This is a genomic window from Micromonospora sp. ATA51, assembly GCF_016802855.1.
GTDB classification, from domain to species: domain Bacteria; phylum Actinomycetota; class Actinomycetes; order Mycobacteriales; family Micromonosporaceae; genus Micromonospora; species Micromonospora sicca.
This window is the reverse complement of sequence record NZ_JAEVHJ010000173.1, coordinates 1-13,743: the sequence shown is the minus strand read 5'-3', so window position 1 is coordinate 13,743 and position 13,743 is coordinate 1. Positions and strand designations below refer to the sequence as shown.

Annotated in this window: 15 protein-coding genes, 1 other RNA gene and 2 pseudogenes; 4 read left to right on the top strand and 14 right to left on the bottom strand. The window is 71.6% G+C overall.

Features of this window, described 5'->3' with window-relative positions:
- Positions 1–480: pseudogene (locus tag JNW87_RS23680) on the bottom strand (histone); the annotation flags it as partial.
- A gap of 82 nt (positions 481–562) precedes the next feature.
- Complete coding sequence (locus tag JNW87_RS23675; RefSeq protein WP_238454419.1) at positions 563–766, bottom strand: hypothetical protein; 204 nt, start codon at positions 764–766, stop codon at positions 563–565.
- A gap of 154 nt (positions 767–920) precedes the next feature.
- On the opposite strand from JNW87_RS23675, the gene JNW87_RS23670 reads away from it, so the two are divergent.
- A complete protein-coding gene (locus tag JNW87_RS23670) occupies positions 921–1,349 on the top strand; it encodes a hypothetical protein (protein ID WP_238454418.1) in 429 nt (142 codons plus the stop codon).
- A gap of 360 nt (positions 1,350–1,709) precedes the next feature.
- Here JNW87_RS23670 and JNW87_RS23665 read toward each other — a convergent pair whose 3' ends face one another.
- From JNW87_RS23665 to JNW87_RS23655, 3 genes are all read right to left on the bottom strand, one after another.
- Positions 1,710–2,684, bottom strand: a complete 975-nt coding sequence (locus tag JNW87_RS23665) for a hypothetical protein (RefSeq protein ID WP_238454417.1) — start codon at positions 2,682–2,684, stop codon at positions 1,710–1,712.
- Entirely contained in the window at positions 2,678–3,010 is a 333-nt protein-coding gene (locus JNW87_RS23660) for a PadR family transcriptional regulator (protein ID WP_109799974.1), read from the bottom strand. Before JNW87_RS23660 ends, JNW87_RS23665 begins: the two co-directional genes overlap by 7 nt.
- Positions 3,011–3,077: 67 nt before the next feature.
- A complete protein-coding gene (locus JNW87_RS23655) occupies positions 3,078–4,178 on the bottom strand; it encodes a cation diffusion facilitator family transporter (protein WP_238454416.1) in 1,101 nt (366 codons plus the stop codon).
- A gap of 67 nt (positions 4,179–4,245) precedes the next feature.
- On the opposite strand from JNW87_RS23655, the gene JNW87_RS23650 reads away from it, so the two are divergent.
- The gene (locus tag JNW87_RS23650; protein ID WP_109799991.1) at positions 4,246–4,605 is read left to right on the top strand and encodes a metalloregulator ArsR/SmtB family transcription factor; all 360 of its coding nucleotides are present in this window, start codon (positions 4,246–4,248) and stop codon (positions 4,603–4,605) included.
- Positions 4,606–4,677: 72 nt separating this feature from the next.
- On the opposite strand, the gene JNW87_RS41670 is transcribed toward JNW87_RS23650, so the two are convergent.
- From JNW87_RS41670 to rnpB, 5 genes are all read right to left on the bottom strand, one after another.
- On the bottom strand, positions 4,678–4,890 hold the full coding sequence (locus JNW87_RS41670; protein ID WP_375373537.1) for an FAD:protein FMN transferase: 213 nt from the start codon (positions 4,888–4,890) through the stop codon (positions 4,678–4,680).
- A complete protein-coding gene (locus JNW87_RS23645; RefSeq protein ID WP_238454415.1) occupies positions 4,824–5,411 on the bottom strand; it encodes an FAD:protein FMN transferase in 588 nt (195 codons plus the stop codon). The genes JNW87_RS41670 and JNW87_RS23645 overlap by 67 nt, the downstream gene beginning before the upstream one ends.
- Positions 5,408–5,878 (bottom strand): FMN-binding protein, encoded by a 471-nt coding sequence (locus tag JNW87_RS23640; RefSeq protein ID WP_109799972.1) that lies wholly within the window; start codon positions 5,876–5,878, stop codon positions 5,408–5,410. The genes JNW87_RS23645 and JNW87_RS23640 overlap by 4 nt, the downstream gene beginning before the upstream one ends.
- A 51-nt stretch (positions 5,879–5,929) precedes the next feature.
- Entirely contained in the window at positions 5,930–7,246 is a 1,317-nt protein-coding gene (locus JNW87_RS23635; RefSeq protein WP_236647292.1) for a ferric reductase-like transmembrane domain-containing protein, read from the bottom strand.
- Positions 7,247–7,669: 423 nt separating this feature from the next.
- Positions 7,670–8,083, bottom strand: an RNA gene (gene rnpB, locus JNW87_RS23630) — RNase P RNA component class A.
- A gap of 189 nt (positions 8,084–8,272) precedes the next feature.
- Between rnpB and JNW87_RS23625 the strand changes: the two genes are divergently transcribed.
- Entirely contained in the window at positions 8,273–9,034 is a 762-nt protein-coding gene (locus JNW87_RS23625; protein ID WP_109799971.1) for a sulfite exporter TauE/SafE family protein, read from the top strand.
- An 87-nt stretch (positions 9,035–9,121) separates the two neighbouring features.
- Here JNW87_RS23625 and JNW87_RS23620 read toward each other — a convergent pair whose 3' ends face one another.
- Complete coding sequence (locus JNW87_RS23620) at positions 9,122–10,354, bottom strand: MFS transporter (RefSeq protein WP_109799970.1); 1,233 nt, start codon at positions 10,352–10,354, stop codon at positions 9,122–9,124.
- A 58-nt stretch (positions 10,355–10,412) separates the two neighbouring features.
- On the opposite strand from JNW87_RS23620, the gene JNW87_RS23615 reads away from it, so the two are divergent.
- Positions 10,413–10,892, top strand: a complete 480-nt coding sequence (locus tag JNW87_RS23615; protein ID WP_238454414.1) for a MarR family winged helix-turn-helix transcriptional regulator — start codon at positions 10,413–10,415, stop codon at positions 10,890–10,892.
- An 80-nt stretch (positions 10,893–10,972) separates the two neighbouring features.
- On the opposite strand, the gene mctP is transcribed toward JNW87_RS23615, so the two are convergent.
- The 3 genes and pseudogenes from mctP to JNW87_RS23600 all read right to left on the bottom strand — a co-directional run.
- Positions 10,973–12,628 (bottom strand): monocarboxylate uptake permease MctP, encoded by a 1,656-nt coding sequence (gene mctP, locus JNW87_RS23610; protein WP_109799968.1) that lies wholly within the window; start codon positions 12,626–12,628, stop codon positions 10,973–10,975.
- Positions 12,628–12,870 (bottom strand): DUF3311 domain-containing protein, encoded by a 243-nt coding sequence (locus JNW87_RS23605; RefSeq protein WP_109799967.1) that lies wholly within the window; start codon positions 12,868–12,870, stop codon positions 12,628–12,630. The genes mctP and JNW87_RS23605 overlap by 1 nt, the downstream gene beginning before the upstream one ends.
- A gap of 153 nt (positions 12,871–13,023) precedes the next feature.
- Positions 13,024–13,743, bottom strand: a pseudogene (locus JNW87_RS23600) (histidine phosphatase family protein); the annotation flags it as partial.

Sequence of the window (13,743 nt, the reverse complement as noted above, 5' to 3'; positions counted from 1 at the left end):
CTTCTTGGCCGCCGCCGTGGTCTTCTTCGCCGCCGCCGTGGTCTTCTTCGCCGCCGTCTTCCGCGCGGGAGCCTTCTTCGCCGCCGTGGTGGTCTTCCTGGCGGTGGCCTTCTTGGCGGGCGCCTTCTTGGCGGTGGTCTTGTTCGCGGGCGCCTTCTTCGCGGGCGCCTTCTTCGCGGGCGCCTTCTTCGCGGTGGTCTTCTTAGCGGGCGCCTGCTTCGCGGCGGTCTTGGTGGCCGGCGCCATCTTCGCGGGCGCCTTGCGTGCCGCCGCCACGACCTTCTTGGCGGCCGCCTTCTTCGCGACGGCCTGCTTCGCCGGCACCCGACCGGCGCCGGCGCCCGAGGCGTTCGGCGCCGCCTTGGTGACCGTCGCCGTCCGGGCCGTGGCAGCCCCCGTGGACCGTCGCGTCGCGGTGGTCTTCGTCGCGGTCGTACGTTTGGCGGCCGGGCGGGTGGTGGCCTTTTGTGCTTCGGCCATCTTGGTTCCCTCCTTGGGGACGTGCTCTCACGTGGCTCCTCGCGGAGCACGGAGTACCTCGACGCGGGCCGTCCCGCGCCGTCTACCTGTCCTCCCCGGCCCAACGGGCGTCCTCGGCCTCCCACGCTTCGTTGCGCTCCTGCACCTTCTGCAGGGCGTTCTCCGCGTCGGCGGCTGAGGGGTACGGTCCGAGAACGTGCTTCGCAGGGCACACGTTGTCATCGGTCTCGACCCGGTGGTGTCGCGTGCACCAGTAGTAGTGCGCACCACTTCCGCTGTCGCTCATGAGATCACTGTGCACCGCTAGGCGTCCGGCCGCCACCGGATCGCCACAAATAGTCCCCGATGTCCTCCACATTAGACGTGCTCCCGGCCGTCGGACGCCGGAACGGCGAAGAACGGGGCAGCCGTCCACCGGGTCGGTGACGCACAATCCCCGGGTGCGGTACGGGGGAGGAACATCGGCGCGGCTGCGACGCCGGCTGCTGGCCGCCGCCGTGCTCGCGGCGCTCGCCGCGACCGGGGTGCTGGTGGCGGTGCCGCTGCTGCGGGACCGGTCCCAGCACCGGCTGGACCGGCGCGCCGACCGGGAGGTGACGGCGACGGCGCAGCGGACCCGGGCCGCGCTGCTGGCCGTGCCGTCGGCGTCCGGGCCGGCGCTGCGGGACGCGCCGACGCGTCGCCGGGGTGGAGGTGCTGGCGGTGGAGGACGTCGGTCCGGGCGTCCGGCTGGTCTTCCGGGTCCGGATGGCGAAGACCGCCGCCTCGGTCTTCGGCTGGCAGCGGGCGAACGTCGCGGCGTGTTTCGCCCAGGTGGTGCAGGCCGCCGCCACACCGGCGCCGATGGAGCGACTGCCTGCCCGGACTGACCCGGCCGCCGGGCCGGACACCGCATGCTCGACGCCTTCCTCGCCGGGGAGACGATCGCGCACGCCGTCCGCCGGGAGTCGCGGGCCGGACACGGGCCCGACCGGTGGCGGGCGGCGGTCGCCGAGTCCCGGTCCGCCGCGGCGGGCCGGCTGCCGCTGCTGCGGCAGTCGTCGGTACGGGAGGAGGCGTCGCTGTTCGCCATCTATCCGCCGACCGGGCTGCGGCGGCGGATGCTCGCCGGCCGGCCGTCGTACCAGCCCGCGGTGGAGCTGACCGACGAGCGGATGGCGCGGATCGACGCCGAGCTGGCCCGCGAGTACGAGCGGGTGCGCCGCGAGGTGAGCTGGTCGGGCCGAGGCTCAGGCGCCGGAGGGCACCGGCGCGGGCGGTGCGATCGGCTCCGGCGCCGCCGGCCGCGCCGCCCGGATCGCGTAGGCCAGCGCGTACGGGGTGCAGGCGAGATAGAGGAAGGGCTGCAGTTCCACGAGATCGGTGATGAGGAAGATCTCCCGCTTCGTCGGCCGGGGCAGCCCGAACGACCAGTCCGTCCAGCTGGTGAAGAGCCACAGTGGGGCGGAGACCCGGTCGACGGTGTCGCCCTGGGCCACACCGTCGATGACCGTCTCCGGGCCGCCGGAGATGAGGTTGACCACGGTGAGCACCACGGCGAGGTCCGCGGCGACGAGCGCGCCGAGCACGCCCACCAGCCAGGCGGCGCGGACCCGGCCCCGGCCGGCCAGCAGCCCCGCGCCGTACAGCGAGAGGGTCAGGCCGGCGAGCCAGAGCACCAGGCCCGGCGCGACGCGGGTCAGCTTCTCGGTGGTCTCGTTCAGGGTGTACTCGACGAGGACGGCGGTGACGCCGATCGGAAGCACGACGCCGAGCGCGTTGCGCGCCGGCCCGGTGCGGGCGGTGCGGGCGGCGCCGCGGCGGACGACCCGGGCCAGCAGCACCGCCAGCCCGGCGGTGACACCGGTCAGCACGGGCAACTGGACGGCGTTCGCCCAGCTCACCGTGGCGAGCAGCTGGTTGTACACCAGATTCATCAGCACCGCCGCGACCAGGATGATCGCCACGCCGGCCGGCGGGGCGAGGAGCAGCGTGGCCACCGTCCGGCGGAACGGTCCGTCCAGTCCAGATCGCGCGACCAGTGGAACGCGCGCCCGGCCAACGGCCAGGCTGCCGGCGAACCGGAGCATCCGCAGCCGCTCCCCCCGCTCGGCGAGCACATGCAGCTCGGCGTGCCACTCGCGGGACAGCTCGTCGCGCACCTCGGCCGGCCAGCGCCGGGCGGCCGTCCGGAGCAGACGCTCGGCCAGCCGCCGGGTCACCACGCGGGAGCTCCGGTCGGCTCGGCGCCACCCCGGCGCGGTCGGGGGTCGGGGCTCAACGCCCGCAGCTCGGCGAGCGCCTGCCGGGCGGCGCCAACTCCCTCGGCGGTCAGCCGGTAGTACCGGCGGGCGGGCCGGCCGGCGGCGGCCGGGTCGACCTCCTCCCAATCGGCGAGGAGCCAGCCGGCCGCCTGGAGGCGGTGCAGCACCGGGTAGAGGGTGCCGCTGGGCAGACCGGTGAGCTTCATCAGGTCGAGGCCGTACCGCTCGGCCGCCGGGTCGGCGAGCAGCGCCGAGAGCACCTTCGCCACCGGGATCGTCATCCGCACGGCTAGTACTGTATCGGAACTCTACATAGGGGGGTAGAAGCAGCTTCGCTGATGCCGCTCGCGCCGATCAGCGGAAGGGCTGCCGGCGCCGGTGGGACAGATCAGGGTGGTGGTGTCGGCCGGGGTGGCTGTGCGGATCTGTGTGCACGGTGGCGCCGGCCAGCCGGGGCACGGCGTGGGTGAGCTGATGCTCGGCGTCGGCGGCGATCTCGTGTGCGGCGACGAGGCTGAGGTCGGCGTCCACGACAAGTTCCGCTTCGGCGTGCAGCCGGTGCCCGATCCAGCGGAGTCGCACCGCGGCCACGTCGCGGACACCGTCGACGGCCCGCAGCGCGGTTTCGGCCTGGTCGACCAGGGCGGGGTCGACGGCGTCCATGAGGCGTCGGTAGACCTCGCGAGCGGCGTCCTTGAGCACGAAGGTGATGGCGACGGCGATGACCAGGCCGACGACGGGGTCTGCCCAGCGCCAGCCGAGTGCGGCGCCGCCGGCGGCGGCGAGGACGGCGAGGGACGTGTACCCGTCGGTGCGGGCGTGCAGGCCGTCGGCGACCAGGGCGGCGGAGCCGATGCGTCGGCCGACGCGGATGCGGTACTGGGCCACGAGCTCGTTGCCGACGAAGCCGACGAGACCGGCGGCAGCCACCCAGGGCAGGTGTGCCACGTCGGTGGGGTGCAGCAGCCGGGTGACGGCGGTCCAGGCGGCGGCGACGGCGGACGCGGCGATGACCGCGACGATGATGATGCCCGCGAGGTCCTCGGCACGGCCGTAGCCGTAGGTGTAGGCGCGGGTGGCCGCACGGCGACCGAGGAGAAAGGCGATTCCCAGCGGTACGGCGGTCAGGGCGTCGGCGACGTTGTGGAGGGTGTCGCCGAGCAGGGCGACCGAACCGGAGAGCACCACGATGACCGCCTGGGCGACGGCCGTGACCCCGAGGCCGACCAGGGAGATCCACAGGGCGCGGAGACCGTCGCGGGAGGACTCCAACGCGGGGTCGATCTTTGCCCGCGAGTCGTGGGAGTGCGGGACGACGGCGTGGGCCAGCCGATGCCACCACGCAGCGAGCCGGCCGCCATGACGGTGGCGGTGTTCGTGGTCGTCGTGTTCGTGGTCGTCGTGTTCGTGGTCGTCGTGTTCGTGGTCGTCGTGTTCGTGGTCGTGGTCGTTCACCGCTCCCCCAGGTCGTGCGGTCGCACGGACGATCCGTACCCCTCGACGGCGGCGATAATATGTGCTCATGTACGCACGCGACAACGTTGCAGATGCCAGCGACTTGCAACAACGCCTTCCCCCCGGGCAGGAGGTGGAGGCGGCGACCGAAATGCTGCGGATGCTGGCCGACGGAACGCGGCTACGGCTGATGTGGCTGCTCAGCGAGGGCGAGTACGACGTGACGGCGCTCGTGGCGGCGGTCGGGATGGCGCGGCCGGCGGTGTCGCAGCACCTCGGCAAGCTTCGGCTGGCGGGGCTGGTGAGCGTGCGACGGGACGGCCGCCGCGCCCTCTACCGCGCCGGAGGCGGGCATGCGCGCCGACTGGTGACCGAGGTGATGCACGCGGCATCCCACCGGGTGACCGGCGCACCCGAGCACGACTGAGCGCCTGGCTACTTCACAGCAGGTCACCGCGTTGATCGAGGCGGTGACCTGGTGGGCGACGGACGAGTCGACCTAGGCGGGTAGTGACCAGCCGGGCGTGGCCAGTAGGGCGCCGTCGTCGCCGACGAGCAGGGCCTCGTACCCGGGTAGCGTGGCGAGCCATGTCACCGCCTGAGGCCCCTGCGCAACCGCTGCGGTGGCGTACACGTCCGCCCAGGTCAGGGACGGGCCGATGACGGTGACCGAGCGCACGCCCCGGGCGGGGGCGCCGGTGTGCGGGTCCACGATGTGCGCTCCGCGGTGTGCACTGCCCGAGGTCGCGACGGCCCGTCGACGACCTCGATGGTGGTGAGGAGCTGATCGGGCTGGGCCGGATCCTCCACGCCCACGCGCCAGGATCCGCGTACCGTCATGTCCCCACCGGCATTCAGGTAGAACGCGTACCCCTCCAGATGCTCCGCGGCGCGCTCGACGGCCCAGCCCTTGACGAGGCCGGACGGGTCGAAGCGGGTGCCACCGCCGGTTTCGGGAAGGTACGCGTTGAAGTAGCCGCCCGTACGCTGCCGCGCCTGCTCGCACAGGTCGAGTACCGCGTCGACCAACGGGTCATCTACCGGCTCTCCCCGGTTCAGGGCGCTCAGCCGGCTGTCCGGGCGGTACGGGCTGAAGACGGCGTCCATCGCGCGCAGTTCGGCGAAGGCCCCGGCGACGGCGTTCGCCGCCGCCGGGGAGTCGGCACCGGGACCGCGCACATGCACGCTGACGGGCAGACCCATGATCTGCTCGACGAACGCCTGCCTGGTCACGGGTTGGCCTTGAAGTGAACGTCGTCCAGCGCGGCCTGGAGCGACTCCTTGTAGCCATCGCTGGTCAGCGTCGCCCCGGACACCGCATCGATCTGCGCGCTCTGCGCGGCAAGCGCCTCCGTGCGCAGCTGCGGCACTGCGCGCTTGTTGATCTCGCGGGAGCGGTTGTTCGAGTTCGGCACCGTCATCGGCGTGATCTCGGTGATCCGGCCACCGCTGATCTGGGCCTGCACCTGGACGCGCCCCCGCTTCGTCTGCACGATCGGGCCGTTGGCGACGGTGGTGGAACCGGACCGTTTGACGGTGCGCCGTGACGTCCCGGGGTCCACCGGCGCAACGCCCGGCACGCCTGCGTCGCCAACGGTCCCGGTCGAAGGCGAGCTGTCGGGTCTGGTCGACGTCCGGTAGTTGAAGAGAAGTACCACCACGGCGATCGTGGCGAGGAACCAGATCGTGATCTTACGCATGTCTTCCTCCTCAGGTCGGATTGTGAGCGCCATGAGGATTGGATGGCCGAGTTACCAGGTGAAGCGCTCAAGATGAATGCGCTCCGCCGGCACGCCTGCCTGCCGCGCCGCCCGTACGACCGATTGCATCCATTCGTCCGGTCCGCAGACGAACACGTCGTGCTGCGCGACGTCCGGGACAAGGTCGCCCAAGGTTTTCGCGTCGTCGCCGAATCCGGCCGGCAACCACGAGTCCTCCCGCCCGCGCGACCCCAACAGGTACTCCACGCGCAGGCCGCGGACGGCCGCGAGGCGCTCAAGTTCCTGGCGAAACACCAGGTCTTCTGCCGAGCGAGCCCGGTACAGCAGCGTGGCGTTGCCCGGCGCGTACGGTAACTCTTCCAATAAGGTCCGCAGCGGGGTAATTCCGATCCCGGACGCGATCATGGTTAGCCGCGGAGCCGTGCGCCGGGCGGCGGTCAGCCGGCCGTACGGCCCCTCAATCAGCACACGGGTTCCCGGCCGTAACTCTGACACCTTCTCGCTGCCCTCGCCGCGGGATCGCACCGTGATCCGCAGCATGTCCTCACGCGGCACCGCGGACAGCGAGTACGGATGGCCCCGACTCCAGCCCGGGCCGCTGAGGAAGCGCCACTGGAAGAACTGCCCGGCGCGTACCGGCAACTCGTCCAGGTGGTGTCCGCGCATGTAAATCGAGTGGACGCCGGGAGCCTCTGGGACGACTGCGGCGACCGTGAGTCGGTGCCGCAGCGTCCGCCAGGTCGGCAGCCCCAGTCGGAAGGCGACCACCGTGCCGGCGCACGCGGCGTATGCGGTCCACCAGTACAGCGTCGCGGCCCGGGAGCTGGTGAAGTCGGCCCCGGTCCAGATCTGATGCGGCAGCGCCAGGCCGACGCCGAGGTAGGCGTAAAGATGCAGCAGGTGCCACGACTCGTAGCGCAGCCGCCGCCGCACGGCCCGCAGGGAGGTGAGCACGACCATCGTCAGGGCGGCCGCCCCGGCGACCGCCAGCAGCACTCCCGGGTACGTGGTGACCAGGCTCCACGCCTCGCCTGTCACGGAGGCCCCATCCGTCGCGGCGTAACCGACCGTGATCAGCACGATGTGCGCGAGCAGCAGATCGAAGGAGACAAACCCGACGACGCGGTGCCAACGGGCGAGCCGGTCCTGTCCGTAGGTGCCCTCGATCCACGGCACGCGCGCCATCAGCAGCACCTGGATGAGCAGCAGGTCGGCCGCGACAAGCCCGGTCAGCCGACCGATGGACGTCAGGCCCGCCATCCAGCCACGAAGATCCTGCACCCCGCCGCTCCGCACCCAGAGCGCGGCTACGATCAGCACGCTGACCGCGCCGACCGAGGCGATCACATCGGCCCACCACGACCAACCCGCGGTTCGTAGGGGCCTGGCCGCCACGCCGGCCGCCTGCGCCTTCCCAGTCACAAGACCCCCCTCCCGCACGAGCCCTGTTCGCCCATTAACCGTCGGAGTTCCCCATTGCCATCTCCGGAATCCCCCGGCGAGCGTGTGGTGCCATCGGAGAATCGACCAGAAGACCTCACACAAAGGATGATTGAGGGCGATCGCGCGTCTATTTACCGGCGAGTTCGGGGAGCCGCACAATAGCTACGTCTCGATGATGCCAATTTCTACGCGCCGCGTCCGCCCTTTTCATGGCAGCGGGATCTCAGTAAGGCGTCGAACGCCAACCGATGATTGCCGCCAACGCCCGTAGACAGCTGAAATACGACCAGGTCGCAGCCTTGATCAAGGCCGCGACCTGGTGGGCGACGGACGAGTCGACCTGTACGCCGGATTCTGTGACCGATGACGCCCCGAGGGGCGCCGTCGGCGGCGGCCATCCATCTCGGCCTGCCGTCGCCGGCAGGCTCCAGCGGCCTACCCGCAGACATCGGACGGGCAGCCCTCAAGCGTCTGCGCGGACCGTCATCTTTGCGGTGACGACCCATTCTTGGCCTTGCTCCGGGTGGGGTTTACCTAGCCATCCCGGTCACCCGGGATGCTGGTGGGCTCTTACCCCACCGTTTCACCCTTACCGTCCCGTATCGGGCCGGCGGTCTGTTTTCTGTGGCACTGTCCCGCGGGTCACCCCGGGTTGCCGTTAGCAACCACCCTGCCCTGTGGAGTCCGGACGTTCCTCGGCGACGGGCCGGAGCCCGTCGACGCGACCGCCCGGTCGACTCGTCCGTCGCGCCTCCATCCTAACGACGCGGCTCGCTCACCCATTTCCACCCCGGAGGATCATGCCCGCGGGCCCGGCGCGACCGGGATCGTGATTCATCCGCGTCATCAGCTTCACAGCGGCCTGGCGGCGATGCCGGGGCCACCGACACCTGGGCGGCGCGGACGGGGGCGTACTAGCCTCTGGGGATCATGGACCTCTCCGACGCCGCGCTCCTGCTCGCCGCCGGTCTCGCCGCGGGCACGGTGAACGCGGTGGCCGGGGGCGGTTCCCTCATCACCTTCCCGGCGTTGATCGCGGTCGGGCTGCCGCCGGTGCCGGCGAACGTCAGCAACTCGGTGTCGGTCTTCCCCGGGTACGTCGCCAGCGTCGCGGGCAGCCGGGCCGACCTGCCACCGGCCCGGCGGTTGGCCACGCTGGTGCCCACCACGATCGCCGGCACCATCGTCGGCTGCCTGCTGCTGCTGGCCACCCCGGCGCGCGCCTTCGAACTGGTGGTGCCGTTCCTGGTGCTGGGCGCGACCGCCGTACTGGCCTTCCAGGATCCGCTGCGCCGGCTGGTCGGCCACCCGGCCGGGCTGAGCCCGCGCCGCCGTACCGTCACCGTCCAGGCCATGGTCGGGCTCGGCGCGGTCTACGGCGGCTACTTCGGCGCGGCGCTCGGGGTGATGCTGGTCGCCGGCCTGGCCCTGGTGCTGGACACCACGCTGGCCCGGGTGTCGGCGATCAAGAACCTGCTCTCCGCGGTTGTGGGGCTGACCACGCTGGTCGTCTTCGCGCTCTTCGGCCCGGTCAACTGGGCGGCGGTCGCGGTGGTCGCGCCGGCCACGCTGGTCGGCGGGTACATGGGCGCCCGGCTGGTCCGCCGGCTGCCGCCGGTGGTGCTGAAGACCCTGATCGTGGTCTTCGGCACGGCGATCGGCCTCTACCTGCTCTGGCGCGCGCTGCGCTGAAACCCGCCGTCGGGTGGGCCCAGGACGCCGAACCGCCCCGGCGCGACGCGGCGCCGGGGCGGTTCGACCAGGTGCGGAGGGGAAAGCTCAGTACGCCTCGCCGACCGGCTCCTCCGGGGCGTGCTCGGCGTCGCGGGCCGCGGAGTTCCAGCGGGACCAGAGCACCCGCTCGCCGTAGCCGGCGGCCATCACGTGCGCGAAGGCCAGGTAAACCAGCACGCCCACGGCGAGCACCCCGAAGCCGACCCAGAACGGCAGCGCCAGCCCGTGCTCGGCGAGCTTGCCGGAGATGATCGGGGCGGGCGCGGCGGCGCCCCAGCGGACCAGGTTGAACGCGCCGGTGGCCACCCGGCGGTCGCTGGAGCCGAGGCCGAGCGCCAGGTCGGTGAGGTTGGCGTTGGCCAGGCCCATGCAGAGGCCGGCGAGCACCAGCACCACCAGCGACCGGGCGGTGGAGTGGGACGTGGCGAAGAGAACCATGCAGACCAGCAGGCCGGCGATGGCCACGCCGACGGTCTGCACCGCGCCGATCCGGTGGGCGAGCCGGTGCCCGATCACCAGGATGCCGACGGCCAGGCCGAGGCCCCACGCGGTGAACGCCAGCCCCAGCGGCACCACGTCGAGGTGCAGGAAGAGCGGGGTGTAGCCGAGCACCACGAAGAAGACGAAGTTGTAGGCGGCGGTGACCACGCAGAGCGTGACGAACGCCGGCTTGCGGTAGGTGGCGAAGATCTGACGGACGCGTACGGGCGCCTGGCGGTTGGCCGGCTCGCGCAGCTTGCGGGACGCGACGGCCAGCGCGAGGACCATGAAGACGCCGCAGACGAAGAACGGCAGCCGCCAGCTCACGTGGCCCAGCAGGCCGCCGATCAGCGGGCCGACGGCGAAGCCGAGCCCGAGCGCGGTCTCGAAGAGCCCGACCACCCACTCCCGGTCGATCGCGAGGTTGACCAGCACCACCATCGCGGTGGCGAAGAACATCGCGTTGCCCAGCCCCCAGACTCCGCGCAGCACGGAGAGCTGCACGATGTTGTCGCTGAACGAGGCGAGGATCGCGGCGGCGCCGACCACCGAGACCCCGGTGATCAGCACGGGCTTGAAGCCGAAGCGACCGCTGGCCAGGGTCGCCGGGATCATGCCGAGCGCCATCACCGCGATGTACGCGGTGAAGAGCAGCTCGACCTGCCAGGCGGTGACGCCGATCGCCTCGCCGATGGCCGGCAGGATCGGGTCCACCACGGCGATGCCGGCGATGGCGAGGAAGGCCACCAGGGTGGTGGCGTAGATGGCACTGCGGTTGGGTTCGGATCGCCGATCCACTCCGCGCCTCCAGACAGATAGCTGTATCGTACAGGTAACTCTGTTGTATCATACAGCTATGACGGACGACCGCACGACCGGCACGGACCCGGGCGAGGTCACCCTCGGCCGGATCGAGACCGAGGTGGCGCTGCTGATGCGCTTCGGCGAGGCCACCCGGCGCGGCACCGGCACCATGGAGCACCGGCTGCTCGACCGGGCCGCGTACGTGATCCTGCGGCACCTGGCCGACGCCGGCCCGCAGAACGTCTCCGCGCTCGCCGCCACGCTCAACCTGGACGGCTCGACGGTCACCCGCCAGCTCTCCGCCATGCAGCGGGACGGCCTGATCGCCCGTGCCCCCGATCCGACCGACGGTCGGGGCACGGTGGTCTCCCCCACCGCCGCCGGGCTGCAGCGGATGGCCGCCGTCCAGGCGGCCCGCACCCGGCTCTACGGCGACATCCTGGCCACCTGGTCCCCCGACGACCGGGACACGCTCGCGCAGCTGCTGCACCGCCTCAACCAGGCCCTGCAATCCCGCCCCCGCCCCCGTTGAGGCGCGCGCCGGGCGGCGCAGATGTTAAGAGGGGCCCCCTGTACAACGCCAGGCGTTAACAGGGGGCCCCTCCTTGCACGTCAGGCGACGGGCTCGCGGGCGGAGTCGGCGTCGCGGTCGGTGCCGGGGGTGACGCGCGGGTCACCCTCGTCGGCGAAGTAGTCGTCCGACGTGGTGTGGTCCACCCCGCCGGTGACCTTCGCGGCCCGCAGGACCAGCGTCCCCAGCGCGGCGACCACCAGGTTGACCAGCACCGCCACGATGCCCACGTAGATCGTCTTCTTGGTGTCGAAGCCGAATTCGGACAGCGGGAAGGCCGAGCCGGCGAAGTGCTTCTTCCCGGTCGCCGGATTCGCGATCTGGTAGAGCATCCACATGCCCATGCCCATGCCGGCCACCCAGCCGGCGATCAGCGCGCCCCGGTGGAACCAGCGGGTGTAGAGGCCCAGGGCCACGGCCGGCAGCGTCTGCAGGATGATCACGCCGCCGATGAGCTGGAGGTCGATGGAGAACTGCGGGTCGAGGAAGATGATGAACGCCAGCGCGCCCACCTTGACCAGCAGCGAGGTCACCTTCGAGACCTGCGCCTCCTGCGCCGGGCTGGCGTCCCGCTTCAGGTACTCCTTGTAGATGTTGCGGGTGAACAGGTTCGCCGCCGCGATCGACATGATCGCCGCCGGCACCAGCGCGCCGATGCCGATCGCCGCGTACGCGACGCCGGCGAACCAGCTCGGGAACTGCTGGTCGAACAGCAGCGGCACCACCGTGTTGCTGTCCACGCTGCCCGCCTTGGCGCCCGGCAGCGGCTTCACCCCCGCCGCGATCGCCATGTAGCCGAGCAGCGCGATCAGCCCGAGCAGCAGGCTGTACGCCGGCAGCGCGGACATGTTCCGCTTGATCACGTCCCGGTTCCGGCTGGCCAGCACGCCGGTGATGCTGTGCGGGTAGAGGAAGAGCGCCAGCGCCGAGCCGAACGCCAGGGTGACGTACTGGAGCTGGTTGTTGGCGTTGAGCAGGATGCCGTCCCCGGGGGCGGGTGACGCCTTGAACTTCGCGTCCGCCGCGTTGAAGATGTCGCCCCAGCCGCCCAGCTTGTACGGCAGGTAGATGATCGCCACCAGGATCACGATGTAGATCAGCGAGTCCTTGACGAAGGCGATCAGCGCGGGGGCGCGCAGGCCCGACTGGTAGGTGTAGGCCGCCAGGATGGCGAACGCGATGATGATCGGCAGGTGCCGGGCCAGCGCGTTGTCGCCGGTCACGCCCATCGTCTTGAGCACCGACTCGATGCCGACCAGTTGCAGGGCGATGTACGGCATGGTGGCGACGATGCCGGTGATGGCGACCAGCAGCGCCAGAACCGGCGAGTCGAACCGGTTGCGGACGAAGTCGGCCGGGGTGACGTAGCCGTGCCGGTGCGACACCGACCAGAGCCGGCAGAGCACCAGGAAGACCATCGGGTAGATGACGATCGTGTACGGCACGGCGAAGAAGCCCATCGCGCCCGCGCCGAACACCAGCGCCGGCACCGCCACGAAGGTGTACGCGGTGTAGAGGTCGCCGCCGACCAGGAACCAGGTGATCCAGCCGCCGAAGTTGCGGCCGCCCAGTCCCCACTCGTCGAGGTGCGCCATGTCGCGCGGCGCCCGCCACCGGGCCGCCACGAAGCCCATCGCGCTGACCAGCAGGAAGAGGAACGTGAAGACGATGATCTCGGTCAGATGGTCACGCCACATCACCGATCACCCCGCTTCTTCGTCATCTGGTAGACCAGCGTGGTGGTGGCCACGCCGAGGATGATCCAGGCCAGTTGCAGCCAGTAGAACCGCGGGAAGCCGAACAGCCGGGGTGAGTCGGCGTTGAAGAGGGCCGGGATCAGCGGCACCACGATCGGTATGAAGAGCAACCAGTTCCAGGGACTGTGGTCCTTCGCCCTGGATCGCGCCGGGGTCGGCGCCTCCGGTTCGGGTGCTGCCATGTGACACACCTCCGGGAAAGTCGTAACTAGCCATGTGACGGCCGGAGGCTACGACCCTGTGAACGCGGTCACGTTCAGCGGGGCGACGGCGATGCGCCGAACGGCCGGCCGCGTGCGCCGAGCGGCGCGGGCAGCCGGCCCGGCGGGGTGACGTCAGAGGGCGGCGAGGTGGGCGGTGTCGTTGACCACGCGCACGGCGACGCCGCCGTCCGGGTAGAGGTCGAGCAGCGAGATGCTGGCGGTGTCCAGGTAGAGCCGGTGCAGGAAGGCGTCGCCCGCCGCCAGGGCGTCGCGCAGCACCAGCTTGATCGGCGAGACGTGGGAGACCAGCACGACGGTCTCCCCCGGGTACGCCGCGCGCAGCCGGTCGACCGCCCGGCCGGTCCGCTCGGCGACCGCCGCGAACGACTCCCCCTCCGGCGGGGCGACCCGGGTCGAGGCGAGCCAGGCGTCCAACTCGCCCGGCCAGCCCTCGCGCACCTCGGCGAAGGTGCACCCCTCCCAGGCCCCGAAGTCGCACTCGATCAGGTCGTCGTCGGGGCGCACCGGCGGGTTGCCGACGACCGCGGCGATCGCCTCGGCGGTGGCCGTACACCGGGACAGCGGCGAGCTGACCACGGCCGCGACGGACGGGCCAGCGCGGCCACCCGGGCGGCCGTGGCCCGGGCCTGGGCGCGGCCCCGGTCGGTCAGCGGCACGTCGCCGCGGCCGGAGTAGCGCTTCTGCACGGTCCGCTCGGTCTCGCCGTGCCGGACCAGGATCAGCCGGGTGGCGGTCTCGGTGGGGCGCGGCTCCCAGGAGGCGGGGGTGGTCGCCGGGTCGGTGCCGGTGGCGCGGCCGGTCGCCGCCCGGGCGCGCCTCGCGGGCGGCCGC

What these genes read in the sequence shown, in the direction of transcription:
- JNW87_RS23615 (WP_238454414.1), top strand. Translation starts at nt 10,413, where the DNA reads ATGACGGACGACCGCACGACCGGCACGGACCCGGGCGAGGTCACCCTC.
- JNW87_RS23650 (WP_109799991.1), top strand. Translation starts at nt 4,246, where the DNA reads ATGTACGCACGCGACAACGTTGCAGATGCCAGCGACTTGCAACAACGC.
- JNW87_RS23675 (WP_238454419.1), bottom strand. Translation starts at nt 766, where the DNA reads ATGAGCGACAGCGGAAGTGGTGCGCACTACTACTGGTGCACGCGACAC.
- JNW87_RS23640 (WP_109799972.1), bottom strand. Translation starts at nt 5,878, where the DNA reads ATGCGTAAGATCACGATCTGGTTCCTCGCCACGATCGCCGTGGTGGTA.
- mctP (WP_109799968.1), bottom strand. Translation starts at nt 12,628, where the DNA reads ATGTGGCGTGACCATCTGACCGAGATCATCGTCTTCACGTTCCTCTTC.
- JNW87_RS23625 (WP_109799971.1), top strand. Translation starts at nt 8,273, where the DNA reads ATGGACCTCTCCGACGCCGCGCTCCTGCTCGCCGCCGGTCTCGCCGCG.
- JNW87_RS23605 (WP_109799967.1), bottom strand. Translation starts at nt 12,870, where the DNA reads ATGGCAGCACCCGAACCGGAGGCGCCGACCCCGGCGCGATCCAGGGCG.